The organism is Caballeronia sp. LZ043, from assembly GCF_031451075.1.
GTDB lineage: Bacteria > Pseudomonadota > Gammaproteobacteria > Burkholderiales > Burkholderiaceae > Caballeronia.
Genome location: NZ_JARUXT010000004.1, coordinates 623,287 through 648,470 on the forward strand (window position 1 = coordinate 623,287; position 25,184 = coordinate 648,470).

Annotated in this window: 24 protein-coding genes; 15 read left to right on the forward strand and 9 right to left on the reverse strand. The window is 66.1% G+C overall.

The window, feature by feature from the left end; all coding sequences use genetic code 11:
- Positions 1–9: 9 nt before the first annotated feature.
- The 3 genes from QCE64_RS30380 to glgC are packed head-to-tail and all read right to left on the reverse strand — an operon-like array spanning position 10 to position 3,643.
- Positions 10–810, reverse strand: a complete 801-nt coding sequence (locus QCE64_RS30380) for an SDR family oxidoreductase (RefSeq protein ID WP_309926107.1) — start codon at positions 808–810, stop codon at positions 10–12.
- Between the two features lie 55 nt (positions 811–865).
- The gene (gene glgA / locus QCE64_RS30385; protein ID WP_309926110.1) at positions 866–2,329 is read right to left on the reverse strand and encodes a glycogen synthase GlgA; all 1,464 of its coding nucleotides are present in this window, start codon (positions 2,327–2,329) and stop codon (positions 866–868) included.
- A gap of 39 nt (positions 2,330–2,368) precedes the next feature.
- On the reverse strand, positions 2,369–3,643 hold the full coding sequence (glgC, locus tag QCE64_RS30390; protein ID WP_309926112.1) for a glucose-1-phosphate adenylyltransferase: 1,275 nt from the start codon (positions 3,641–3,643) through the stop codon (positions 2,369–2,371).
- Between the two features lie 523 nt (positions 3,644–4,166).
- On the opposite strand from glgC, the gene pdxY reads away from it, so the two are divergent.
- Positions 4,167–5,048, forward strand: a complete 882-nt coding sequence (gene pdxY / locus QCE64_RS30395; protein ID WP_309819951.1) for a pyridoxal kinase PdxY — start codon at positions 4,167–4,169, stop codon at positions 5,046–5,048.
- On the opposite strand, the gene QCE64_RS30400 is transcribed toward pdxY, so the two are convergent.
- Complete coding sequence (locus tag QCE64_RS30400; RefSeq protein ID WP_309934650.1) at positions 5,049–5,861, reverse strand: IclR family transcriptional regulator C-terminal domain-containing protein; 813 nt, start codon at positions 5,859–5,861, stop codon at positions 5,049–5,051. It abuts the gene before it with no gap.
- On the reverse strand, positions 5,858–6,637 hold the full coding sequence (locus QCE64_RS30405) for an IclR family transcriptional regulator C-terminal domain-containing protein (protein WP_310007866.1): 780 nt from the start codon (positions 6,635–6,637) through the stop codon (positions 5,858–5,860). The genes QCE64_RS30400 and QCE64_RS30405 overlap by 4 nt, the downstream gene beginning before the upstream one ends.
- Before the next feature lie 162 nt (positions 6,638–6,799).
- On the opposite strand from QCE64_RS30405, the gene QCE64_RS30410 reads away from it, so the two are divergent.
- Positions 6,800–7,759 carry an MBL fold metallo-hydrolase gene (locus QCE64_RS30410; protein WP_309926116.1) on the forward strand — a complete coding sequence of 320 codons (960 nt, stop codon included), beginning with the start codon at positions 6,800–6,802 and terminating at the stop codon, positions 7,757–7,759.
- Between the two features lie 8 nt (positions 7,760–7,767).
- Here QCE64_RS30410 and QCE64_RS30415 read toward each other — a convergent pair whose 3' ends face one another.
- The 3 genes from QCE64_RS30415 to QCE64_RS30425 form a co-directional block, all read right to left on the reverse strand.
- Positions 7,768–8,253, reverse strand: a complete 486-nt coding sequence (locus tag QCE64_RS30415) for a hypothetical protein (protein ID WP_309926119.1) — start codon at positions 8,251–8,253, stop codon at positions 7,768–7,770.
- A 114-nt stretch (positions 8,254–8,367) separates the two neighbouring features.
- Positions 8,368–9,192, reverse strand: coding sequence for a shikimate dehydrogenase (locus QCE64_RS30420; protein WP_310007868.1), 825 nt, complete (start codon positions 9,190–9,192; stop codon positions 8,368–8,370).
- Positions 9,193–9,371: 179 nt separating this feature from the next.
- Positions 9,372–11,039 (reverse strand): SulP family inorganic anion transporter, encoded by a 1,668-nt coding sequence (locus QCE64_RS30425; protein ID WP_310007870.1) that lies wholly within the window; start codon positions 11,037–11,039, stop codon positions 9,372–9,374.
- A gap of 218 nt (positions 11,040–11,257) precedes the next feature.
- On the opposite strand from QCE64_RS30425, the gene QCE64_RS30430 reads away from it, so the two are divergent.
- The 8 genes from QCE64_RS30430 (at position 11,258) to QCE64_RS30465 (ending at position 19,320) form a co-directional block, all read left to right on the forward strand.
- Positions 11,258–13,066, forward strand: coding sequence for an FAD-dependent oxidoreductase (locus tag QCE64_RS30430; RefSeq protein WP_310007872.1), 1,809 nt, complete (start codon positions 11,258–11,260; stop codon positions 13,064–13,066).
- On the forward strand, positions 13,063–14,811 hold the full coding sequence (locus QCE64_RS30435; protein WP_310007874.1) for an FAD-dependent oxidoreductase: 1,749 nt from the start codon (positions 13,063–13,065) through the stop codon (positions 14,809–14,811). Before QCE64_RS30430 ends, QCE64_RS30435 begins: the two co-directional genes overlap by 4 nt.
- A complete protein-coding gene (locus QCE64_RS30440; RefSeq protein ID WP_310007876.1) occupies positions 14,808–15,419 on the forward strand; it encodes an NIPSNAP family protein in 612 nt (203 codons plus the stop codon). The genes QCE64_RS30435 and QCE64_RS30440 overlap by 4 nt, the downstream gene beginning before the upstream one ends.
- A 14-nt stretch (positions 15,420–15,433) precedes the next feature.
- Positions 15,434–16,258, forward strand: a complete 825-nt coding sequence (locus tag QCE64_RS30445) for a sugar phosphate isomerase/epimerase (protein ID WP_310007878.1) — start codon at positions 15,434–15,436, stop codon at positions 16,256–16,258.
- 68 nt (positions 16,259–16,326) lie between these two features.
- A complete protein-coding gene (locus QCE64_RS30450) occupies positions 16,327–17,181 on the forward strand; it encodes an IclR family transcriptional regulator (RefSeq protein WP_310007880.1) in 855 nt (284 codons plus the stop codon).
- Between the two features lie 86 nt (positions 17,182–17,267).
- Positions 17,268–17,465, forward strand: coding sequence for a stability determinant (locus QCE64_RS30455; protein ID WP_309926133.1), 198 nt, complete (start codon positions 17,268–17,270; stop codon positions 17,463–17,465).
- The gene (locus QCE64_RS30460; RefSeq protein ID WP_310007882.1) at positions 17,462–17,683 is read left to right on the forward strand and encodes a type II toxin-antitoxin system RelE/ParE family toxin; all 222 of its coding nucleotides are present in this window, start codon (positions 17,462–17,464) and stop codon (positions 17,681–17,683) included. The genes QCE64_RS30455 and QCE64_RS30460 overlap by 4 nt, the downstream gene beginning before the upstream one ends.
- A 143-nt stretch (positions 17,684–17,826) precedes the next feature.
- The gene (locus tag QCE64_RS30465) at positions 17,827–19,320 is read left to right on the forward strand and encodes a cytochrome P450 (protein ID WP_310007884.1); all 1,494 of its coding nucleotides are present in this window, start codon (positions 17,827–17,829) and stop codon (positions 19,318–19,320) included.
- On the opposite strand, the gene QCE64_RS30470 is transcribed toward QCE64_RS30465, so the two are convergent.
- Positions 19,317–19,946, reverse strand: a complete 630-nt coding sequence (locus QCE64_RS30470) for an XRE family transcriptional regulator (RefSeq protein WP_309926140.1) — start codon at positions 19,944–19,946, stop codon at positions 19,317–19,319. The genes QCE64_RS30465 and QCE64_RS30470 overlap by 4 nt on opposite strands.
- Positions 19,947–20,208: 262 nt before the next feature.
- Between QCE64_RS30470 and QCE64_RS30475 the strand changes: the two genes are divergently transcribed.
- From QCE64_RS30475 to QCE64_RS30495, 5 genes are all read left to right on the forward strand, one after another.
- A complete protein-coding gene (locus tag QCE64_RS30475) occupies positions 20,209–21,708 on the forward strand; it encodes an aldehyde dehydrogenase family protein (protein ID WP_309926142.1) in 1,500 nt (499 codons plus the stop codon).
- Positions 21,709–21,762: 54 nt separating this feature from the next.
- The gene (locus QCE64_RS30480) at positions 21,763–22,935 is read left to right on the forward strand and encodes an FAD-binding oxidoreductase (protein ID WP_310007885.1); all 1,173 of its coding nucleotides are present in this window, start codon (positions 21,763–21,765) and stop codon (positions 22,933–22,935) included.
- A gap of 283 nt (positions 22,936–23,218) precedes the next feature.
- Positions 23,219–23,416 (forward strand): hypothetical protein, encoded by a 198-nt coding sequence (locus QCE64_RS30485; RefSeq protein ID WP_309926146.1) that lies wholly within the window; start codon positions 23,219–23,221, stop codon positions 23,414–23,416.
- Positions 23,417–23,732: 316 nt separating this feature from the next.
- Positions 23,733–24,122 (forward strand): PaaI family thioesterase, encoded by a 390-nt coding sequence (locus QCE64_RS30490; RefSeq protein ID WP_404987610.1) that lies wholly within the window; start codon positions 23,733–23,735, stop codon positions 24,120–24,122.
- A gap of 16 nt (positions 24,123–24,138) precedes the next feature.
- A complete protein-coding gene (locus QCE64_RS30495; protein ID WP_309926148.1) occupies positions 24,139–25,068 on the forward strand; it encodes a LysR family transcriptional regulator in 930 nt (309 codons plus the stop codon).
- Positions 25,069–25,184 lie beyond the last annotated feature (116 nt).

A 25,184-nucleotide genomic window follows, 5' to 3' on the forward strand; every position in this document is an offset into this window, starting at 1 on the left:
TGCCATCGTTCAGCCGTTGTCGGCAAAGCCCGGATAGAGCGTCATGCCGCCATCGACGAACAGGGTCGTGCCGACGACGTAATCGCTGTCGTCGGAGGCGAGCCAGACGGCCGCCCGGCCTATGTCGTCGACTTCGCCGATGCGTCCGTATGGAATCAGCGTCAGCAGCTTCTCGAGTTGCTCTGGCTGGTCCCAGGCTTCGCGGTTGATCGGCGTGCGAATGGCGCCGGGCGCGATGCCGTTGACGCGGATCCGCTGCGGCGCGACTTCCTGGGCGAGCGATTTCATCATCATCTGGATGCCGCCCTTCGACGCCGCATAGTTCACGTGCCCCGCCCACGGAATGACTTCGTGCACGGAACTCATGCAGATGATCTTGCCCAGCGCCTTTGACACGTCGCGCATGCCGCGCCGCTCGAATTCGCGCACGGCGCGCTGGGCGGTGAGGAATTGGCCGGTGAGATTGGTGTCGATGACCTTCCGCCAGTCGGCAAGCGTCAGTTCGGTGAATTTCGCGTCCTGCTGCAAGCCCGAATTCGCGATCACGATATCGAGCGTGCCCCAGCGCCGCACGACGGCGTCGAACATGGCGTCCACTTGCGCTTCATCGGCGACGTCCGCGCCGACCGCGAACGCTTCGCCGCCTTTTGCGCTGATCGCGGCGGCGAGCTTCTCGGCGGGTTCGGCATGCGAGTGATAGTTGATGGCGACGTGCGCGCCCGCGTCGGCGAGTGCGTGCGCCACGCCTTCGCCGATACCCGAGCTTGCGCCCGTCACCAGCGCAATCTGACCTGCGAGGGGTTTGTGCATATGCTCCGTCCGTGTCTGAGGGTGACGGATCGGGAGCAAGGCATGCGCCCGCGCTTCAGCCGCCGGTCAGCCCCTGATACACCTCCGCGTATTTGAGCGCGGCCGCTTCCCAACTGAAGCGCTGGTCCATGCCGCGCCTGACCACCGTCTTCCAGTCGGCGCGCCGCTGTTTCAGCGCGAAGGCACGGCGGATCGAGGCGACCATGGTGGCGCGATCGAACGTGTCGAAGACGAAGCCGGTGGCGAGATCGTCGGCGAGATTTTCGAGCGAGCAATCCGTCACGGTGTCCGCCAGCCCGCCCACGCGATGCACGAGCGGCAGCGAGCCATACGCCAGGGCGTACAGCTGCGTGAGCCCGCACGGCTCGAAGCGCGACGGCACCATCACCACGTCGCTGCCGGCGATGATCGAATGCGACAGCGTCTCGTCGAAGCCGAGTTCCACCGCCACCGCGCCCTGATGCGCCGCCGCCGCGTTCTTCATGCCGGTTTCGAGCGCCGGATCGCCGGTGCCGAGCACGACCAGTTGCCCGCCGCGCTGCACGATGTCCGGCACCACCGACAGCAGCAGATCCAGTCCCTTCTGTTCCGTCAGCCGGCTGACGACGCCGAACAGCAGCGCGTTGTCGTCGCGTTCCAGGCCCATGCGTTCCTGCAACGCGGACTTGCACTTCGACTTGCCGGAGACGCGCGTGGGCGTGTATTTCGTCGCGATGGATTCATCCACGGCCGGACTCCAGATGGCGTAATCGACGCCGTTCAGGATGCCGGTGATGTCGTGCGTGCGCGTCTGCAGCAGGCCGTGCAGGCCCGCGCCGTGAGCCTGCGTCTGGATCTCGCGCGCGTAGGTGGGGCTGACCGTGGTGATTCGATCGGCGTAATACAGCCCGGCCTTCAGGAACGACACGAGGCCATAGAACTCGACGCCATCCACCGCGAAAAAATCGCCGGGCAGTTGCAGCGCGCCGAATTCCGACGCCGGAAACGTACCCTGGTAGGCGAGGTTGTGGACCGTCATCACGCTGGCGGTCTTCGCGGCGCCCGCGCGTTCGAACGCGCGCAGATAGGCGGGCGCGAGCCCCGCATGCCAGTCGTGCGCATGGACGATGTGCGGCTTCCAGGCGGGATCGGCGCCCGTCGCGATGCGTGCGGCCGCCCAGCCGAGCAGCGCGAAGCGGCGGTCGTTGTCGGCGTAGGGGCGGTGAGCCGCGTCGAGATAAGGGTTGCCCGGGCGGTCGTAGAACGGGTCCGCCCGCACGACGTACACAACCACCCCGTGCGGCGCCAACACGCCGCGTTCGAGCCGGATCTGGCCGACTCCAAACGCCGCGCCCAGATCGGCGACCGGCTGCAGGTCGTCGAGCCCTGCAAGCACGGCCGGGAAGCCCGGCAGTACGACCCGCGCGTGCGTGCCCAGTTGCGACTGCGCGGGCGGCAGGGCGCCGACCACGTCGGCGAGACCGCCGGTCTTCAGCAGCGGAAACATTTCTGCTGCGGCATGCAGCACGCGTACGGTCATCGGCGCTCCCGTCGATTGATGGTCATGGTGCTCCCGCGTCTATCCCTGCGACAGTCGCGCGAGCGCGTCCCGCGTGATGAGCGTGACACCCGACTCCGTGCGGAAGAAGCGCGCGGCGTCGTCGTCCGGATCCTCGCCCACCACGAGTCCCTCGGGCACCGTGCAACCGCGGTCGATCACGACGCGCTGCAGCCGGCAACTCGGCCCGACGGTTACCTGCGGCAACAAGACTGCCTCATTGATGTTACAGAACGAGTGCACCCGCACCGCCGACGAAAACACCGACTTCGACACTTGCGAGCCCGAGATCACGCAGCCGCCGCAGACCAGCAGGTTGGTGATGGCGCCTTGCTGGCCGTTGAGGTCGCGCACGAACTTGCCCGGCGGAAGCTGCTCCTGATTGGTCCAGATGGGCCACTTGCGGTCATAGAGATCGAGCTCCGGAATGGTGGAGGCGAGGTCGAGATTCGCTGCCCAGTAGGCATCGACGGTACCGACATCGCGCCAGTACGCGGGCGCTTCCGGGTCGCTCGACGACGTCACGCACGACATGCTGAACGGATGCGCGATGGCCTTGCCGGTCGTCACGACGCGCGGAATGATGTCCTTGCCGAAGTCGTGATCGGTATTCGAGGTCTCGATATTGTCCTGCAGCATCTCGTACAGATACTTCGCGCTGAACACATAGATGCCCATGCTCGCGAGCGCGACATCGGGCTTGCCGGGCATCGCGGGGGGATCGGCGGGCTTCTCCAGGAAGTCGGTCACGCGGCGGTTCTCGTCGACGTGCATCACGCCGAACGCCACCGCGTCCATGCGCGGCACCTCGATGCAGCCCACCGTGCAGTCCGCGCCGCTCTCGACGTGATCCAGCACCATGCGCGTGTAGTCCATCTTGTAGATGTGATCGCCCGCCAGCACGATGACGAATTCCGGGCCGATCGAACGGATGATGTCCATGTTCTGGTACACGGCGTCCGCCGTGCCGCGGTACCAGCTCGAATCGACGCGCTGCTGCGCCGGCCAGATATCGATGAACTCGTTGAACTCGCCGCGCAGGAAACCCCAGCCGCGCTGCATGTGGCGGATCAGCGAGTGAGCCTTGTACTGGGTGACGACGGCGATGCGGCGAATGCCGGAGTTGAGACAGTTGGACAGCGCGAAATCGACGATGCGGTACTTGCCGCCGAAGTGGACGGCAGGCTTCACGCGCTTGTCGGTGAGTGGTCCGAGGCGGGTGCCGCGCCCGCCGGCGAGGACGATTGCGAGGGTCGACTTCTGCAAATCGGTGCGATTCTTGATCAGCGTCTCCATTCCTGCCTCCTGATTTGACCTGCGACTATGGATGTCCTGCCGAGAGTTCGTCCTCGTGTTCGTGTGTCTGATTTCCAGGCCGGGGAGTGCGTGCGTTGCGCGGCGTGTCGCGCTGTCATTCACGCATTATCAGGCGGCGTGGCCCTTCCTGTGCGGAAGTCGGCTGGTTTTTTGCCGGACGTTCGTCCTTGCTGTGGACCTGTGCCGTTCGTCGGATGATCTATACCATGCCGCGGACGTTCCGGCCGAGCAAGGCGCATGCCGAATTGCGCAAAGCAGTCTTGCCATGCCCGATATGACCGGCGTCGATGTTCGCGACGCTCGACAAGCAAGGTTCGCCGATTTTTAATGACGAGGCCGTGCCGCAGTGCGTCGAGGCACGGCACAATACAAGACACGCGATGCCGGCGGGCGTCCTGAAGGGGCCGTCTGAGGCAGACCTTTGGCGCGCACCCGCGATCGCTGCACTGCAAGGCGACGTTTCGTCGGACCGAACAACTGGAACCAAGCGGGAAATCAGAATATGAACAACGTCCTGAGCGTTCAATCGCATGTGGTGTTCGGCCATGCGGGCAACAGCGCGGCGGTCTTTCCCATGCGGCGGCTGGGCGTCAACGTCTGGCCGCTCAACACCGTGCAGTTCTCCAATCACACGCAGTATGGCCGCTGGACCGGCAGCGCCTTCGATGCCGACGAGTTGCAGAGCGTGATCGAAGGGATTGGCGCGATCGGCGTGCTGGGGCGCTGCAATGCCGTGCTCTCGGGTTATCTCGGCGCGCCCGAGCAGGGCCGCGCGGTGGTCGAGATCGTGAAGATGGTCAAGGCGGTGAATCCGCACGCGCTCTTCTTCTGCGATCCGGTCATGGGCCAGACGGGCGGCTGCACGGTCGCGCCCGGCATCGAGGACTTCCTCGTCACCACGATGCCCGGCATCGCCGACGCGCTGATGCCCAATCACGTCGAACTGGAAAAGCTCGTCGGACGCAGCATCGAAACCGTGGAAGAAGCGGTGGACGCCTGTCGCGAGGTCATTGCGCGCGGGCCGCGCATCGTGCTCGTCAAGCATCTGCTCGACCGCAACAGCCGCGCCGATACCTTCAACATGCTTGCAGTCGGCCCGACCGAGGCGTGGTTCGCGCAACGTCCGCTGTATCCGTTCGCGCGCCAGCCGGTCGGCGTCGGCGATCTGACGAGCGGCGTGTTCGTCGCGCGCACGCTGCTCGGCGATTCACTCCGCAACGCGCTCGAACACACACTCGCGGCCGTCAACGCAGTGGTCAAGGCCACCTACGAGGCCGGTCGGTACGAGCTGGAGATCGTCGCGTCGCAGGACGAGATCGCGAAGCCCACCGACCGCTTTCCCGCCATCCGCGTGATGGGCTCCGAAACCGTCAAGCGGGCCTGACTAGCTCGCCTCGGTCGCTTCAAGCAAGCCGAAACGCCAGGACAGCCTGCGCGTCGCGGCCAGCAACGTGCGCGCGAGCGGGCCGTCGGCGGCGCTGTCGAAACCGCCCGCCGAACCGATCAGCGCCAGCACCAGGCACACGCTGCCGGTGTGATCGAAGACCGGCGCGGCCAGCGAGTGAATGCCGGGGACCGGTGCATCGAGCGCCGTATCGAAACCCTGCTCGCGGATGCGTGACAACGTTACGTGATAGTCACCGTCGTCCGTCGTGGCGAACGATGTCGGCGCCACGCCCGCGAGGCGGATGCCGTCCTGTTGCAGCAGACTCGTCCGCACTTCATCCCCGAGATGCGCCGCGAAGACTCGCCCAATGGCCGTGTTCACGAGCGACATCGCGGTGCCGATGCGCAGGCTCACGTGCTGCGGCCGCGCCGATTCCTCCAGCCGGATGACCGTCGGTCCGAGCGGCCCCAGCGTGGCGGCCGCGACCGTCATCGACGTATCCGCCGCGAGCGCGACGATCTCCGCTTCGGCATCGCGGACCGGCGAGAGCCGTTGCAGCGCGATCAAACCCAACTCGCGGCTCAATGGCCCCGCGTGGAAGCGCCCGGCGTCGTCGCGCGACAGCAGGCCGACCTTCACGAGGCTCACCAGATGCGCGAACGCCTTGGCCGGCGGCATGCCGGCCGCCGCCGCGAGGTCGCGCAGCAGCAGCGGGCCGTCTGCCGCCACCAGCGCGTGCAGGAGATCACCGGTCGCATCGAGGGCGTTGATGCCGCGCTGCGGACGGGCGTCGGGAGCGTGCGTCGTCATGACAAGGCGGCGGTGAGGTCGCGTGCCGCATGCCGCAGCGCCTGCGCCAGTGCGCCGTTCCAGGCGACGTCGCACAGGCCGGTCGGACCGATCGCGGTCAGCGCCAGCTGCATCTTTTGCGCGGCGTCGAACACCGGCACGCTCATGCTGCTGACGCCCGGACTCGGCGCATCGATGCCGCGTTCGATGCCACGCGCCCGGATTTCGTCGAGCCGCGCGTTCAGGCTCGGCAGGTCGGCTTCCGCCTGATGCGCCTGCATGGCCGAGACGCTGGCGGGGGTGTCGAAGGCGAGGAAGATCCGGCCCGTCGCCGTGGCCGGCAGCGACATCACCGTGCCGACATGCAAATTGACATGCAAGGGCTGGCCGCCGCGTTCGTAGCGCACGATAGTCGGCCCCTGCGGCCCGGCTACGCTGACTGCCACGCTCATGCCGGTCTCCAGCGCCAGTGCCGCGACGCGCGGCGCCGCCGCCCGGTACGCCGGCTGCTGCTCCAGGTTCATGACGCCCAGGCGCAACGAGAGCGGGCCGGGTTCGTAATTGCCGGTCAATGCATCGCGCTTCACGAGCCCGAGCCGCGTCAGGCTGACGAGATAGGTGTGCGCCTGCGCTGTGGACATCGCGGCGGCGTCGGCAAGCGCACTGAGCGCAAGCGGTTCGCGCCGCTTCGCGAGAGCGTCGAGCAGGCGCGCGCCGACTTCGACGCTTTGAATGCCGCGCTGCTGTTTCGTTTCGACGGGTGCCGCATGCTGCGCAGCGGATAGGAGACGGGCCAAAGTGCGTTCCGTGATGGGAAGTAACTGGGCGGCTCGACCGAACGGCCGATGCCCTTCAGTATTTACCCGAAATTTGTCTATGGCAATTGTACTTGCTGTTGACAAAGTCTGGGCTCGCATCGATCATCGGTTCATCCTCACAAGACTGGACGAGACACGATCATGGCAAAGGCTTTCGCATCGCAGGCAGATCTGCAGGAGAAGAAGATCACCTTCACGCAGCTCTCCGACAACGCGTACGCCTACACGGCGGAAGGCGATCCGAACTCGGGCGTGATCGTCGGCGACGACGGCGTGCTGATCGTCGATACCACCGCGACGCCTGCGATGGCCCAGGACCTGATCGAAAAGATTCGCGGCGTCACCGACAAACCCATCAAGTACGTCGTGCTGTCGCACTACCACGCGGTGCGCGTGCTGGGGGCATCGGCGTATTTCAAGGAAGGTGCGCAGGAAGTGATCGCGAGCCGCGGCACTTACGAGATGATCGTCGAGCGCGGCGAGCAGGACATGAAGTCGGAGATCGAACGCTTTCCGCGTCTGTTTGCGGGCGTCGAGACGGTGCCCGGTCTCACCTGGCCGACGCTGGTTTTCGAGCGCGAGATCACCTTGTTCCTCGGCAAGCTCGAAGTGAGGATCGCGCATCTCGGTTCGGGTCACACGAAGGGCGACACTGTGGTCTGGCTGCCGTCGCAGAAGGTGCTGTTTTCAGGCGATCTGGTGGAGTACGACGCAGCCTGCTATTGCGGCGACGCGCAGCTCGAGGATTGGCCCGCGACGCTCGAAGCCTTGCGCGCGCTCAATGCGGACAAGCTGGTGCCGGGACGCGGCCCGGCGTTGCTGTCGCCGGCGGATGTGAACAAAGGACTCGACTATACGAAGGACTTCGTCACGACGCTGCTTCAGGCGGGCCGCGAGGCGGTTGCGCAGAAGCTCGACCTGAAGGGTGCGATGGCGCACGCGCGCAAGTCGATGGATGCGAAGTTCGGTCACGTCTTCATCTATGAGCACTGTCTGCCGTTCGACGTGTCGCGCGCTTATGACGAAGCCAGCGGCATCCGCCATCCGCGCATCTGGACCGCCCAGCGCGACCAGGAGATGTGGGCCGCGCTGCAGGACTGACGAGGCGCTTACGCCTGATAAGGGTTGGCCGCCGCCATCGCCTTGAAGTTCTCGGGCGTCGAGAAAGCCAGATACTCGGCCTGCATGTCGGGCGTGAGGAATTCGAGCATCGTCGAGTTCTCGATCCACAGTTCGATCACGTGGAAGAAGTTGTTGCCGCGCGTGCAATGCACCGCGCGCCAGCCTTCACGCTCGCCAATCGCGATGACTTCCGCGCTCGTCCGGGGCGTCGCAATCGCCATATGGAAGGCGCTGTAGCGCGGCCGCGCTGCGGTGTCCGCGCCGTAGCCCACGCTTTCTTCCTCACCGCCGCCCGGCGTGATCACGCGGTCGCCTGGATATACCTCGATGATGCTGCCGCGCTCGTCGCCCGCGACGGCCATCCACGCGTCCGGGAACGGCGAGAACGGCGCGGCGAAGCCATCCCAGAGTTCGGCCAGCACCTGCGCGACGTGTTTCGGATCGTTGGCGGGTATGGAGGCATGGAAAATCATCGCGGGAACTCCTTTGGGTAACGAAGGAACGGCGGTGTGGATTGTTCCAGAGTCCTTTGTTATGAGTGTTTCCGCATGCGTCGTGCGTGTGCGCTTTTCCGACTGCCGAACCGGTCAGGCGACCAGAAACGCGACGATGGCATCGCATACTCGACCGAACATCTGCGTGCCGGTCACGGTCACGCAGCCGCGCGCGCGGGCCGCTTCAATGAACGGCGTCAACGGCGGCTTGGTCACGACGTCGCCGACGAACGTGGTGGGCGCAAGGCGCGAGACGTCGATCGGCAGCGGATCGCCCGCGCGCATGCCCGCCGGCGACGCATTCACGATCAGTTCATAGGTTTCCGCGCCCGCATCGTCCGCGACCTGCACCGCGCCGCGTTTCAATGCGGCAAGACGCGTGACGAGGGCATCGGTGCGCGCGGCGTCGGAATCGCGGATCGCGAGCGTCGCCACGCCGGCATCCACCAGTGCATGCCCGATCGCCGAACCCGCGCCGCCCGCGCCGATCAGCAACGCACGCTTGCCCGTTGGTTCACAGCCGGCGTAGCGCAGCGCCGCGACCATGCCGATGCCGTCCGACGCGCCGCCGTGCCAGCTGCCGTCCGCATTGCGCCTGAGCATGTTGACCGCGCCGAGGAAGCGGCCTTCGTCGGTCAGGGTGCTGCAGAAGGATGTCGCGCTGAACTTGTGCGGGACGGTGACGATCACGCCGTCGCAGTTCTGCAAGTGCGCGAGACCGGCGAAGAACGCTTCGAGGTCGGCGGGCGCGACGTGCGCGGGAATCACGATCGCATCCTGGCCTTGCGCACGCAGCGCGGCGGTTACGCCGGCCGGGGAGCGCACCTGCGCGATCGGATCGCCGACGATGAAATACACGCGTGTCGCGCCGCTGAGGCCTTCGTCGAGCGAAGCCGAGAAAGAGGGGTCCTGCGCCATTGTTGTCTCCGGACTGGAATTCGAGGCGATCGGGATCGGTTCGCCTGTTCGTGGAGAACTCTAATCTAAAGTGGAATTATGTTCAATATTCAAGGCGAAAGACCGCAACTAATCGTCTTCGTTCGAACCCGCCCTCGCATCAGGAGCGTCGTCGCGGGATCCATGCCGTAAAAGGCTGCTTACAGCGGATCAGGTCCGTGCATCGGCGCGGGAACGCCGACCGCCGCCAGCGCTTCATGCAAGGTCCCGAACACGTTCGACGCCCCCAGCACGCGCGTCAGCCCATGCCGGTCCATGTCGCCGCGCAGGAAGCGATTCACCCGCCCGAAACGCACCGCGATGCCGCGCGCCTGCAAGGTCTCGATGAGATCGCCGATCGTCCGCGCCGCCGAATAATCGAGGTCGGTGATCGCTCCGGCATCGACGACAAGATGGCGCAGAGCGCCGGGCGCCGTATCGACGAGCTCCGTCAATTCCATCGTGAAGAAGTGATCGTTCGCATAGAACAGATCCGCGCCGAAGCGATACACGATGAGTTCCCGCGTGGTCATCGCGCCCGGCGCCGTGGGCACGAACTGCCAGCGCCCGTCGGGCGGAACGGGCGTCAGCACCATCGTGTGCGGATGGTAGCTGTGGCGCACGTGCCGCATCAGCGACAACGCCACGGCGAGCAGGATGCCGTGCTCGACGCCGATCATCACCACAGCCGCCGCCGTCACCAGCGCGAGCGTGAACTCGCCCGGACTTTCGGCGCGGATGTCCCGCAGGCTCCGAACGTTAACGAGGCCGATGGCGATGGTGAACACGATCGCCGCCAGCACGCAGTGCGGCAGGTAGCGCAGATAGCCGCTCAGGAACAGCAGCACGACGGCGACCACCGCCGCGAACGCGACCTGTCCGAACTGGCTGCGGGTGCCGGCGCGCTCGGCCATCGCGGTCTGCGTGGGGCTGCCGTTGACGACGAAGGTGCCGCTGAAGGCCGCCGCCGTGTTGGCGGCGGCGAGACCGAGGATGTCGGCGTTGGTGTCGACGTCCTCGCGATACTGCTGCGCATAGACGCGCGCGGCGGCCGCGCTCTGCGCGATGATCATCACGAAGCACGAGGCCGCGACGGGCATCAGGTCGAGGAACTGCTGCCAGGTGACGGCGGGGAAGCGCAGCGCGGGCAGGCCGCCGTCGATGGGTCCGAGCACCGCGATGCCATGCGCCGAGAAATCGAACAGCTTGCTGGCAACGATGCTGCCGACCACTGCGATGAGCGGCATCGGCACGCGCGGCGCGGCGCGCTTGCAGAGCAGGATCGGGACGATCACGAGCAGCGCAAGCCCGAAGGTCGGCCCATGGAATTGCAGCGCATGTCCGGCGACATAGGCCAGTTGCGCCAGACTGCGCGACGAAGGCTCCGGCACGGTCATGCCGAGAAGATCGCCGAGCATCGCGATGGAAACCTGCACGCCGACACCCGCCAGAAAGCCGACCAGGACCGTGCGCGACAGGAAATCGGCGAGAAAGCCCAGCTTGAAGAGCCGCGCGAGCAACAGCAGCGCGGCGGTCTGCAATGCAACCATGCCGGCGAGCGCGATGTATTCGGCGCTGCCCATGGCGGCCATCGTCGAGACGCGGCTGGCGAGGATGGTCGCCGTCGCCGAGTCCGCCGCGACCACCAGATGACGCGACGCGCCGAACAGCGCAAACGCGAACAGCGGCAGGAAAGCCGTGTACAGGCCGGTGACCGGCGGCATCCCCGCAATGCGCGCGTAGCCGAGCACCTGCGGAATATCCATCGAGGCAAGCGAGACGCCCGCCAGCGCATCGCGCAGCGCGGCGGCGCGGTTCAGCGGGAGCATGCCTTTCAATAGCCAGGCATGGAGGGCGGGCCGGCGAGGGGATGGCTGCATGGGCGGGCGCGGGTCATCGAAGAAGCGAATCGTGCCCCAATGACGGATGGCTGCCAAGCCGTACGAGGGTTCGTCGAACGAAAATGGCTTTGCTTCATTCGCTAAAGTGGAATAGGATTCTGAAATAGAAGAAAGTTCAGCGAATGAGCGGGGAGCGGAGCATATCGATGACGGAGACACTGGAGCAGTTGGGCTCGGACGAGCAATTCGATGTCGTCGTGGTGGGCGCGGGCGGCGCGGGGATGTCGGCGGCGCTGGTGGCGGCCATCGATGGCGCGCGCGTGCTGCTCGTGGAAAGCACGGAATACGTCGGCGGCACGACGGCTTACTCGGCGGGCACCACCTGGATACCCGGTTCGATGCACGGGTCGGGCGTCAATTCCGAAGACACCGTGGCGAATGCCGAAGCATTCCTGGATCGCGCGGTCGGCGCACACAGCCAGGCCGCGATGCGCCGGGCGTTTCTCGACGCCGGTCCGAAGGCGGTCGCGCAGTTGGAAGCCCATAGCGAAGTGAAATACCGCGCGCGCCCGTTCCATCCGGATTACCTGTCGGAAGTCGAAGGCTCGACGCTGCGCGGCCGCGCGCTGGAGCCGCTGCCCTTCGACGGCCGCACGCTTGGCCCCGACTTCGCGCTGATCCGTCCGCCGCTTCCCGAATTCACAGTGCTGGGCGGCATGATGGTCGATCGCGACGACGTCGCGCATTTGCTCGGCATGACGAAATCACTGAGGTCGTTGCGGCACGCTGCAGCGCTGCTCATGCGGCACGCGCGCGACCGGCTGAATTCGCCGCGCGGCACGCGGCTCGTGATGGGCAATGCGCTGATCGGACGGCTGCTGCTGTCGCTGCGCCAGCGCGGCGTGACGATCCTGACCAAAACCCGGGTCGATGCGCTGCACAGCGGCGCACATGGCATCGAAGCCGTGTCGCTGAGTCAAGTCAACGAGCGTCGGCGTATCCGCGTGACAGGCGGCGTGATCCTGGCGAGCGGCGGCTTCAACCGGCACGCGACGCGGCGCGCCGAACTGCTGCCGGGCGCCGATCCCGCGTGGTGCGCAGGCGCGCCCGGACATACCGGCGGCGCGCAGGACCTGGCGCTCGCAGCCGGCGCGCGCTTTGGCGAGGGCGCGCGGTCAAACGCGTTCTGGGCGCCGGTGTCGACCCGCAAACGCGCGGACGGCAGCACCGCCGTGTTCCCGCACTTCCTGATGGATCGCGGCAAGCCGGGGATGATCGTCGTCGATCGGAACGGCCGGCGCTTTCTCAACGAAAACACGTCGTATCACCTGTTCGGCATCGCGATGCAGGAAGCGCACCGCGCGCAGCCGTCGATCCCCGCGTGCCTCGTCACGGATGCGGATGGCTTGCGCAAGTACGGGCTCGGCATGGTGCGTCCGGGCGGCAAGGGGCTCGCGCCGTTTCTCGCCGACGGCTATCTCGTCGAGGGCAGCACGCTCGACGAACTGGCGGACCGGCTCGGTATTGACCGGACGGGACTCGCGGACAGCGTTGCGCGCAATAACCGTTATGCGCAGACGGGCGTCGATGCCGATTTTCAGCGCGGCACGACCGCGTATCAGAACGCCAATGGCGACGCGAACTGGAGCGGACCGAACAAGTGCCTCGGGCCGATCGCACGGGCGCCGTTCTATGCGGTGCGGCTCTATCCGGGCGATATCGGCGCGGCGACCGGTCTCGTCACCGATACCGACGCGCGCGTGCTCGATCGGGACGATCAGCCGATCGCCGGTCTGTACGCCTGCGGCAACGACATGCAGTCGGTGATGGGCGGCGTTTATCCCGGCCCGGGCATCACGCTTGGCCCGGGGCTCGCATTCGGCTATCTGGCGGCGCGGCATGCGGCGGTTCGGGCACAAAACGCGCAACACGCGCTGATAAATGCACGCGATGAAGCGCTCGTGGTGCTTATGGAAACCGGATCGAGCCTGCACGCGCACGCGGTGGTGAAATGAGCCAGCCACCGGTGATCCATTGCGATGTCCTGGTCCTCGGCTCCGGCGCCGGCGGTCTGTCCACAGCGGTCACGGCGGCGCAGCAGGGCTTGTCCGTGCTGGTCTGCGAGAAGGAAGACGTGTTCGGCGGCACGACCGCGTGGTCGGGCGGCTGGATGTGGATTCCGTGCAATCCGCTCGCGCAGCGCGCCGGGATCGTCGAACCGGCGGATGCGCCGCGCGCGTACCTCGCGGGCGAACTCGGCGCGCACTTCGACGCCGCGAAGATCGATGCGCTGATCGAACACGGTCCGCGCATGATCGAATTCTTCGAGCGGCATACGGCGGTGCGTTTCATCGACGGCAACCGCATTCCCGACTTCCACACGACGCAAGGTTCGGCAAACGGCGGCCGCTCGGTAGGCGCGATGCCGTTCGACGGCCGTGCGCTCGGCCCGCTGCTCGACCGTCTGCGGCCGCCGCTCGCCGAAACCACGGTGGCCGGCATGGCGATCGCTTCGGGCGCGGACTTGACACATTTCTTGAACGCGACGCGCAGTGCAGCGTCGGCCTGGCATGTGGCGCGGCGCTTCGCAGCGTTCGCATGGCAGAAGCTGCGCTACGGCCGCTCGATGCATCTCGTGAACGGCAATGCGCTGGTCGCGCGGCTGTTGAAATCGGCGGCGGATGGCGGTGTCGATCTGCGCACGCGTGCGAAGGCCGTGACGCTTCTGCACGGCGCGACGCGTGTGACGGGCGCGCGCGTCGAGATCGACGGCGTGCCGCACGACGTGCTGGCAAAACGCGGCGTGGTGCTCGCCTGCGGCGGCTATCCGCACGATGCCGCGCGTCAGGCGCATACGTTTCCCTGCATGCCGCACTGGTCCGCCGCGCCCACGAGCAATACCGGCGACGGCATTCGCGCGGGCATCGACGCCGGCGCGCATTTCGACGCCGCGCTGGACGCGCCCGCCGCGTGGGCGCCAGTTTCGCTGGTGCCGCGCGCGCACGGCGCGGAGGCGGCGTTCCCGCACCTGATCGAGCGCGCGAAGCCGGGCGTGATCGCCGTGACGCGCGCGGGGCGGCGCTTCGCGAACGAGGCGTCGTCGTATCACGATTTCGTCTCGGCACTCATCGGCACGGTGCCGCCCGGCGAGGAAGTCTGCGCGTGGCTCGTGTGTGATCACCGGTTCCAGCGGCGCTATGGTCTGGGTGCGGCGAAGCCGTTTCCGTTTCCGCTCGGGCCGCTGCAGCGCGCCGGCTATCTCAAGTCCGCGCCGACGCTCGAAGCGCTCGCGCAGCAATGCGGCATCGACGCGCGCGGCCTCGCCGATACCGTCGCCACCTGCAACGCGTACGCCAAGGACGGCTTCGATCCGCAGTTCCACAAGGGTTCGACGCCGTACAACCGCTTCCAGGGCGATGCGCTGCACCGGCCGAATCCCTGCGTCGCGCCGCTCGCGGACGGTCCGTTCCACGCGGTGAAGATCGTGCCCGGCAGTCTCGGCACCTTCGCCGGACTTTCCACCGACGCCCGCGCGCGCGTGCTCGATGCCTCCGCCGCGCCCGTCGCCGGGTTGTATGCGGTCGGCAACGACGCCGCGAGCATGATGGGCGGCCACTATCCCGCCGGCGGCATCACGCTGGGTCCGGCGATGACCTTCGGCTATCTGGCCGGCCTCGAACTGGCGCAGGCGCCGCTGCATGACGACAGCGGCGCCTGTGCGCAAGACTCTCATTCCACACAGGCAAGGACTTTTCAATGACTCTCTACGACACAGTCACGTTGACGGTGAAGCTCGGCGCGAACGCGCGGGTCTTCGAGCACATCGAGGCGAACGGCGCCGCGCCGGGCGTGAAGCTGCTCGGCTGCTGGTATTCCGACATCGGCGCACTGGGCCGCGTGATGGTGCTGCGCGGCTTCGATTCGGAAGCGGCGCTCGTGCGCGAACGGCAGCGGCTGTTGCTCGAAGGCAATCCGTTCGGCTGCGGCGAGTTCGTCACCGATGTCGAGGTGAGCAGCTACGCGCTGTTCCCATTCCTTCCGCCGATCGAGCCTGCCGTGCACGGCGGCATCTACGAGATGCGCGTCTACGGCACGAAGCTCGCGAGCCTGCAACACACGATCGACGCATGGCAGGGCGCGTTACCGGAGCGCACGAAGCGCTCGCCGCTGATCGGCGCCATGTATGCGCTCGACGGCACGGTGCCGCGCTTTCTCAACATTTGGTCGTATGCGAGCGTCGACGAGCGTTCGCGCATCCGCGCCGAAGCGGTGGCGGACGGCATCTGGCCGCCGAAGGGCGGACCGGCCCATCTGACGACGATGGAATCGACCATCTACATGCCGGCGCCGTTCTCGCCGCTGCGCTGAAGGGAGACGCCGCCATGTCACGACGCAAGTTGTCCCTGTCGGCCCTGACGGTGCTGGAGCTGACGCCGCCGCAGATGGTCGAGTGCGCGGCGCGGGCCGGTTACGATTTTGTCGGCCTGCGGCTCTTGCCGGCGACGGACACGGAGGTGCGCCATGAGATCGTCGGTGCGACGCGGCTCAAGCGTGAGACGCTGGCGGCGTTGCGCGATACCGGCATCGGCGTGCTCGATGCCGAGATCCTGCGTTTGAAACCGGACACGGATGTCGCCGCGTACGAGCCAATGCTCGCGACCGCTGCCGAACTCGGCGCGCGCTACGTGCTCGTCGCGGGCAACGATCCCGACGAGTCGCGTACCGCCGCGCGTCTCGCGGCGCTGTGCGATCTTGCGCAGCCGTATGGCCTGTCGCCCTCGCTTGAACCGATGCCGTGGACGGACGCGAAGGACATCGTGCAGGGCGCGCGCATCGTAAGGGCGGCGGGGCGCGCGAACACGGGCTTGATCGTCGATCCGATTCATTTTGACCGCGCCGGTTCGTCGACCGTCGCGCTCGCCGACCTGCCGCGCGAATGGTTCGGCTATCTGCAATTCTGCGACGCGCCCGCCGAACGTCCGACGGACCTCGACACGCTGCTGTATCAGGCGCGCGCCGAACGCATGATTCCGGGCGAAGGCGGCCTCGATCTGACGGGTATCCTGCGGGCGTTGCCGGAGGATTTGCCGCTGTCGATCGAAACGCCGATGAACCAGTGGGCCCGCAGCGCCGATGCCCTCACGCGGGCCACGCGTCTGCGCGAGGCGACGCTGGCGGTGCTGGAAGCGGCGCACGCAAAAGAATGACATCTGGCGGTTGAATTCCGAGGTGGAATCGTGTTCTTATTCCGAATCGGAACTTCGAGAGGCTGAAGATGGCAGGAAACCTGGAGCGGGCGTTGTCGATCATCGAGTTGCTGGCGAAAAACGGCGGGCGCATGCCGCTCGCCACCATCGCCGACACGCTCAACATTCCACGCAGCGGCACGCACCGGCTGCTCGCGATGCTGATCGACGAAGGCTACGTCCGTCAGGACGAGGATCACGGCGAATATATGCTGGCGCTGAAGCTGGTGTCGCTGGCGCTCATCTATCTGTCGACGGGCGGCGTGCTCGACGTCTCCCAGCCGGTGCTCGACCGGCTCGCGGCGCAATCGGGCGAACTGGCGCGGCTGGGCGTCGTGGAGGACGACCACATCACGTTCGTCGGCAAGGCGCAGGGCGCAAAATCCGGGCTGCGCTACGACCCCGACATGGGCAGCCAGCCGCCGCTGCATTGCACGGCGAGCGGGCAGGCGTGGCTGTCGTCACTGACCGACGAAGCCGCGCTCGAACTCGTGGCGAGGCAGGGCGGCCTCGGCAAGCCGGGCGCGGGCGGGCCACGGGCGCCGAAGGGCATTCAGGATTTCCTTGCCGGCTTGCAGGCGGCGCGCGAACGCGGCTACGGCATCGCGAGCGAAACGTACGAGGCCGGGATGACGTCGATGGCCGCGCCGATCCACCATCCGGTAACGGGCGTGGTGGTGGGTGTCGTGAGTCTGGCCGGGCCGACCAGCCGCCTGCCCGACACCCGCCTGGAGGCGCTCGCGCCCGCGTTGCTCGAAGCCGCGTCGGACATGAGTGCGGCGACTCTGAGTTCGCCTTATTTCAAGCGATCGGCGGGCAAGATGGAGGGGCACGTGGTCTTGGCGTCGGGCGGCAAGGGCAGCCCTAAGTCGAAGGCCGGGTAAGCGGCGGGCGCGCTGGCCGAATGGCCGAGGTGACGCCCCGCGCGGCCCTGCGATATGATGAATTCATCATGAAACGAGAACCGCAAATGACTACTCCGCTCGATCCCATCGTGTCCGAGTTCGCTACCGTCGAAGAAGCCGAAGCCTATGACAAGTGGTTTCGCGAGAAAGTGAGACGGTCCATGGCGGATACGCGGCCGCGGATTCCGCATGATCAGGTCATGGCCGAAATGGAAGAAATCATTCTAGCTGCCGAGAGACGCCACAAGTCGAGGGCAACTTGACGTTAAATGTTGTCTGGACTCAAGCCGCGCGCCTCGACCTCAAGGAGATCATCCAGTACATCGCAGAACGCAGTCCCGCCGCTGCCCGCATGATCAAAGCGCTGATCGGGGCGGCACCTGAGTCGGCCGCGGAGCTCCTTGTCTTTATCGTACTGGCCGCGTTTCCGGAACTCGCGAAATCGTCGTTCACCCTTATTTCATCAGTGTGTATGCAGTGAAGGAACACATCGAAATCCTCAACGTACTTCATTCGCGACAGAGTTACCCGTTTTTATAACCGTATGGTCGCGGCGGATCGTAGAGCCGCCACCAGCGGGCCTCGGCACCCTCCTGCCCGGATCAAGCCTTCGCGAGGCCGATCATGCACGCAGCGCCTGTTACGCCGTCCTTCCGCGAAGTCGACGACCTGCCGTCTCCGCGCGGCCTGCCTCTGCTGGGCAATCTGCATCAGCTACCGCCCGCCACGCACCACCTGACGCTCGAGCGCTGGGCCACCGAACTGGGCACGCCCTACGTCTTCCGCTTCGGCACCACGCGGGTGACGGTCTGGGACGACATCGACTTGTCCCATACGGTGCTGCGCGAACGTCCGTATCGCTACCGCCGCTATGCGCCCATCGAGAGAATCCTGAAGGAGTTCGGCTGCAACGGGCTGTTTTCGATCGAAGGCGACGGATGGGAATCGCAACGCCGCCTTGTCATGCAGGCGCTGTCCATTCCGCACATCAAGACGTTCTATCCGACGCTCGCCGCCATCACCGAGCGTCTGCGGCGCCGCTGGGAAGCCGCGGCGCGCGCCGGGGCGGTGGTGGACATGCTCGACGACCTGAAGCGTTTCACCGTCGATGTCACGAGCGCGCTCGCACTCGGCGACGACCCGAACACGCTGGAGAACGAGCGCGAGTTGATCCAGCAGCAACTGGCCATGCTGCTGCCGACGCTGATGGCGCGCGTCAATTCGCCGTTCGCGTGGTGGCATTACGTGAAGCTCCCGCGTGACCGCCAGTTCGACGCCGCGATGATCGACGTGCATCGCCATATCCGTTCGCTGATGGCGCGCACGCGCGCGCGCATGCGCGAGGAGGCGCGGGCCGAAGCCCGCGAGATGCCGTTCATGGATCTCGACGTCGAGCCACGCAATCTGCTCGAAGCGATGCTCGCGCTGCGCGACGTGCCCGGCTCCGGCCTGACCGACGACGAAGTCGCCGCCAACGTGCTGACGATGCTCGTGGCGGGCGAGGAGACGACCGCGACGAGCATCGCCTGGGCGCTGCTGTTCCTGGGCGCGGACGAAGCCTTGCAGGAGCGGGTCGCGGCGCACGCGCGCACGGTCCTCGGCGATGCCGCCGTGTGCCCGGGCTACGCCGCGATGCGCACGCTCGACCTGTGCGAGGCGCTCTGCACGGAAGCGAGCCGTCTGCATCCGGTCGCGCCGTATCTTTCGCTCGAACCGGTCGAAGACGTGCGGCTGCGCGGCGTGCGCCTGCCGGCCGGCACCAAGATCTTCCTGCTGCATCGCCCCGCGATGCTCGACCCGCGCAACTTCGCCGCGCCCGAACGCTACGATCCGGACCGCTGGCTGCATGAGCACCGGGCGCAGCAGGGCGCGCCGGACGACTGTCCGGCGCAGCGTGGCGCGCACGAGCCCCATGCCTATCTGCAATTCGGCGCGGGGCCGCGGGTGTGTCCGGGACGCCATCTGGCGGCGGTCGAGATGCGGCTCGTGATCTCGATGCTGACGGCGAACTTCACCGCCCGGCTCGCCGTGGACGCGTCGCGGATCCACGAGACCTGCGCATTCACGGTGGGGCCGAGCGCCATGCCGATGCGGCTTGCGTTGCGCGCGCGCAGCTAGGCGGTGTTTTCGGGTGGATCGCCGGAAGGCACGCTGCCGCCCGTCGCCATCCAGAGCACTTCGGCGTCTTCCTCGCTCGTCGAGATGGCCGCGTGGCCGGTGCGCGAATCGAAGTACATGCTGTCGCCGGCGTTCAGCTGGGTGGGCGCATACAGCTCGGAATACAGGCACACGCTGCCGCTGATCACGTACAGGAATTCTTCGCCTTCGTGGCGGCCCCAGTCGTCGAATGCGTCGAGGGTATGCGCCGAGATCCGGATGCGGAACGGCAGCATGGCTTTGTGCGCGAGCTCGGTGGCGAGCAGTTCCATCTGATAGCCGCGATACGCGTGACGCTGCCCGGCGTCGCGCCGGGTGAGCGCCCGACGCCCGCTCGCGCTGGGCGCCGGCGCCGTGCCGAACAGTTCGCCGAGGTCGATGCGCAGCCCGCGGACAATTTTCTGCAACACGTCGAAGGTTGGCGACATCAGCCCGTTTTCGATCTTCGACAGCGCCGAACGCGACACGCCGCACACGCGGCTCGCGGTGTCGAGCGTCAGGTCGAGCGCGAGCCGCGCGTGCCTGACCCGCCGTCCGAGATCGACCGGGGAGGTATCCGGCGGGTTTTTCGTGCTGGGGCTAGCCATGGGAAGATGGGTGTCGTGGGTCGCAGAGGACATCGTTTTGTTTCCGATCATAACATCGCGATAGCGCCGGGCGGGACGTGCAGGAATGCCCAAAAGCGCTGGCAAGCATGCGTAACAACCATGATATTGAGCGCTGTTGTGGCGCGGAGCCGCAGCGCGTATAGTTTCCGAAATTCACTCAAGTTTCTGATAAGAAACAGCGCTGGGCCGTCGCGTTGCACGGCCGGTGCGAGCCGGACTTACTTTCGAAAGGACCCTCATCGTGAACGCACAATCGATCCTCGCCGACCTCGGCATCGCGCATCTCGTCGCCGACGGCGACCTTGCCGTCGCTTCGCCGATCACGGGTGACGTCATCGGCCGCGTGAAGCAGCACACCGCCGCCGACGTCGACACCGCGCTGGCCGCCGCCCGCGACGCCTTCGCCACCTGGCGCAACGTGCCCGCGCCGCGCCGCGGCGAACTGGTCCGCCTGCTCGGCAATCGCCTGCGCGAGAAAAAGGAAGCGCTCGGCAAGCTGGTGTCGCTCGAAGCGGGCAAGATTCTTCAGGAAGGGCTGGGCGAGGTGCAGGAAATGATCGACATTTGCGACTTCGCGGTCGGCCTGTCGCGTCAGCTCTACGGCCTGTCGATCGCGTCGGAGCGTCCGGGTCACCGGATGGCCGAAACCTGGCATCCGATGGGCGTCTGTTCGATCATCTCCGCCTTCAATTTCCCGGTGGCCGTGTGGTCATGGAACGCGGCGCTGGCGCTCGTGTGCGGCAACGCCGTCGTGTGGAAGCCGTCGGAAAAGACGCCGCTCACGGCGCTCGCCGTCGATCGCATCCTGCGCGACGCCCTCGACGAATTCGGCTCGGCGCCGGCCGGACTGGCTGCGCTGCTCATCGGCGGGCGCGAGGTGGGCACGGCGCTCGTCGCGGACAAGCGTTCCGATATTGTCAGCGCAACCGGCAGCACGGAAATGGGCCGCAAGGTCGGCGTCGCGGTTGCGCAGCGTTTCGGCCGCTCGATCCTCGAACTCGGCGGCAACAACGCGGGCATCGTCTCGCAGACTGCGAATCGCGACCTGGCGCTGCGCGGCATCCTGTTCTCGGCGGTCGGCACGGCGGGGCAGCGCTGCACGTCGCTGCGCCGGCTGTTCGTGCACGACAGCATCTATGACGAAACCGTCGCGCGTCTGAAAGAGCTGTACGGCAAGGTGCCGGTCGGCAATCCGCTGGAGACGGGCGTGCTGATGGGACCGCTGATCGACGTGCAGGCGTTCGCGCGCATGCAGGACGCGCTCGAGCAGGCCAAGGGCGAGGGCGGCACCGTGCATGGCGGCGAGCGCGTCGCCGTGAAGGGTCACGAGAACGGTTACTACGTGCGTCCGGCGCTGGTCGAAATGCCGTCGCAGACCGACGTCGTGCTGAAGGAAACCTTCGCGCCGATCCTCTATGTGATGCGCTACAGCGATTTCGACGACGCCATCGCCGCCAACAACGCGGCCGTGCATGGCCTTTCGTCATGCACGTTCACGACCGACCTGCGCGAAGCCGAGCGCTTCCTGTCGGCTTCGGGCAGCGATTGCGGCATCGCCAACGTGAACATCGGGCCGAGCGGCGCGGAGATCGGCGGCGCGTTCGGCGGCGAGAAGGAAACCGGCGGCGGACGCGAATCCGGCTCGGATGCGTGGAAGGGCTACATGCGCCGCGCGACCAACACGATCAACTACTCGTCGGAATTGCCGCTGGCGCAGGGCATCGACTTCAACCTGGGCTGAGCGCGCAGCGGCGTCGGCATCGAATATCGGCAGTGGCATTCGCACGGAGGCGGCGTGGCTTCTCAAGTGGTGATTGTGGGTGGCGGCGTGATCGGCAGTTCGGTCGCGTATTTCTTGCGGGCTGCGGATCCGACCGTGCAGGTCACGGTGATCGAGCGCGATCCGACTTACGCGCGCTCGTCGTCGGCGCTGTCGGCGGCGTCGATCCGCCAGCAGTTCTCGACGCCGCTCTCGGTGCGGATGTCGCTCTACGGCATCGAGTTCCTGCGCTCGATCGGCGAGTGGCTGGAGGTGAACGGCGAACGGCCGTCGATCGATCTGCATGAAGGCGGCTATCTGTTCCTCGCGACCGCTCCCGGGGCCGCGACGCTGCGCGAGAACCACGCGCTGCAACGCGAACTCGGCGCGGATATCAGTCTGCTCGATGCCGCGCAGCTCGCCACGCGCTTTCCCTGGCTGCATACCGGGGATCTGGCGGCGGGCGCCTACGGTGAGAGCGGCGAAGGCTGGTTCGACGGCTACGGCCTCGTGCAGGCTTTGCGGCGCAAGGCTCAGGCGCTCGGGGCGCGTTACGTGGCGAGCGAGGTGACGGGCATCCGGCGTGACGGCCGGCGCGCGACGGCGGTGCAGGCGGCGAACGGCGAAACCCATGCGTGTGACGTGCTGGTGAACGCCGCGGGCGCGTGGGCGCGGCCGGTGGCGAAGATGCTGGGCATCGACCTGCCGGTGCATGCGCGGCGCCGGAGCATCTTCAATGTGTCGTCGCCGGCGCGGCTCGAAGGCGCGCCGTTGCTGATCGATCCGAGCGGCGTCTATTTCCGGCCTGAAGGGCAGACCTATATTTGCGGGACCTCGCCTTCCGCAGAACATGATCCCGACGACTTGCCGCTTGACGAAGTCGATCACGCGCTCTTCGATGACGTGATCTGGCCGACGCTTGCCCATCGCGTGCCGGGCTTCGAGGCGCTGCGGGTCGAGCGTTGCTGGTCCGGTTACTACGAGTACAACGTGCTCGACCAGAACGCGATCATCGGCGCGCATCCGGAGGTCGAGAACTGCTTCTTCGCCAATGGCTTCAGCGGCCATGGACTGCAGCAAGGTCCGGCGACGGGGCGTGGCGTCAGCGAAATGATCCTGCACGGGCGCTATGAAACGCTCGATCTCTCGCCGCTCGACTGGACGCGCGTGCTGGAAGGCCGGCCGATCGTGGAAAAGAATGTGGTGTAACTCATAGAAGAGTGCAGTGCGGAATGTGGAGTGCTTTTAAAGCACCGCTTTCGCACTCATTCGATTTGAGAATGCCCGGCTGCGACCGGGCATTCTTTTCGCTTCGAAAAAGGACAGGTAGATTGAAACGATTCCGTTTGCGCAACACGCAGACATTCTTTTGAGTCTTGCTTCGTTTTTCGGCCGCGTCCATTAATGAAATCCACTAGGGCCAGCCGCTTCAAGGAGGCGCATTCTGGAACCATCAATCTTGTCGAGTGCATCGAACGAAAGGAGACTAACGATGGATGCCAATACGAGCGCGCATTACTACGCCTGGATCGAAGACGGCGAACTGCCCCCGGATACAAGCGTGTCCGTATCGCACCGCTCCAGCCAGGTATCGGCGGAACCGGATTATGTCGCGGAAATCTGCGGACGCTTTGCCAGTGAGAAATCGGAAGAGGAACAGAAATCCTGCGTCATTCGTGGATATAACTGATCGCAACATCGCAATGTGTTGCGTGCATGGCACGCTTTGTCACGAGGCATTTTAAGCGTAACAAATTTTGTCAATTTCAATTGATGTTCCGGTTTCATGAGTCATGTGAAATTGGTGAATGACTGGCGGAGACGTAAAAAATCTCCGCTCGCGCGTCACTGGTTTTCGAGCATGCAGATTTTGCCAATTGGCCATGCTTTACGCGTTGACCGTTCCTGAATTCATCCAACCCGCTGCGAGCGGGTTTTTTTGTGCCCCGCAGCGATGTGGAGCTCCAGGTGGCACAATTGCACGCAACGAAAACGGAGAAGGAGCAATGGTGGCGCACCTGGACCTGGACAATCCGTTTCTCGAAGCGCTGGGCGCGACGTTCAGCGAGTGGCGCGCCGGTTACGCCGAATTCCTGATGCCGATACACGCCGGGCATCTGAACCGGCAACGCATCCTGCAGGGCGGCGCGATCGCCACGCTGCTCGACGCGGCATGCGGATACGCCGGTCTCTTCACGACCGGCCCCGAACCCGTGCACGGCTTCACGCTTTCGCTGACGGTGAACTATCTGGACCGGGGCGTCGGCGACAAGGTGGTCGCCAAAGGCTTCCTGGAGCGTCAGGGGCGCTCGGTCTATTTCGCTCGCGGCGAGGCGTGGGTCGACGGTCGCGTGATGATCGCGAGCGCGCAAGGCACCTTCAAATACGCCCGCTAGGCGCGCCCATCCGGCGATGGCCCTCAAGAATCTTCTCCGACGTCTCGATCTCACGACTCTGCAACTCTTCCTCGCGGTCCATGAGGAAGGCACTCTCACGCGCGCGGCGGAACGAGAGGCGATTGCGGTGTCGGCGGCCAGCAAGCGGCTGCTCGAACTGGAGCAGGCCGTCGGCGCCGTGCTGTTCGAGCGCAAGGCGCGCGGCATGGCGCTCACGCCTGCCGGCGAGACGCTGTTGCATCACGCGCGCCGCGTGTTGCGCGATGTCGAGAACATCGGCATCGAACTGGCGGAACATGCGAGCGGCGTGCGCGGCTACGTGCGCATGATGGCCAACCTGTCGGCGATCGTGGAATTCCTGCCGGAGGATCTGCGCGCGTTCATCTCGATGCACGACCAGGTCAAGATCGATCTGGAAGAGCGGCCGAGCGGCGGCATCATCGAGGGTGTGGCGGACAGTCTCGTCGATCTCGGCATCTGTTCCGGCGACGCCGATACGCGCGGCCTCGACACCGTGCATTACCGGCACGACCGGCTCGTCATCGTGACGCCGCTGACGCATCCGTTGACGAAACGCGACCGCGTGAGCTTCGCCGATACTCTCGACTTCGATCACATCGGCCTCCATTCAGCGAGTTCGATCAACATGCGCACGCATCTGGCCGCGCGTCAGGCGGGCCGCGCGTTGCGGCTGCGCATCCACGTGCCGGGCTTCGACGCCGTGTGCCGCATGGTGCAGGCCGGCATGGGCGTGGGCGTGCTGCCCTTGCACGTGTTCGAGGCGATCGGGCGGCAGCTTGGCCTTGCCGCCGTCGCGCTCGAGGAGGAATGGGCCGCGCGCAGTCTCGTGATCGTCGTGCGCGATGCGGACGCGCTGTCGCCGGTCAGCCGTCTTCTGTTCGACCACTTGCGCACGGTCGAAGCGTCTTCCGGTACGTCGGCCTGACGCTCAAAAGCCCGCGATCGTTCGCGTTTCGCGAACGATTCTTGCCGAAATGCGGTTGGACGCCCCCGAGCGTTCGCCAATAAGCTTGTCTCCATCAAACGAAATCAGGAGACGAG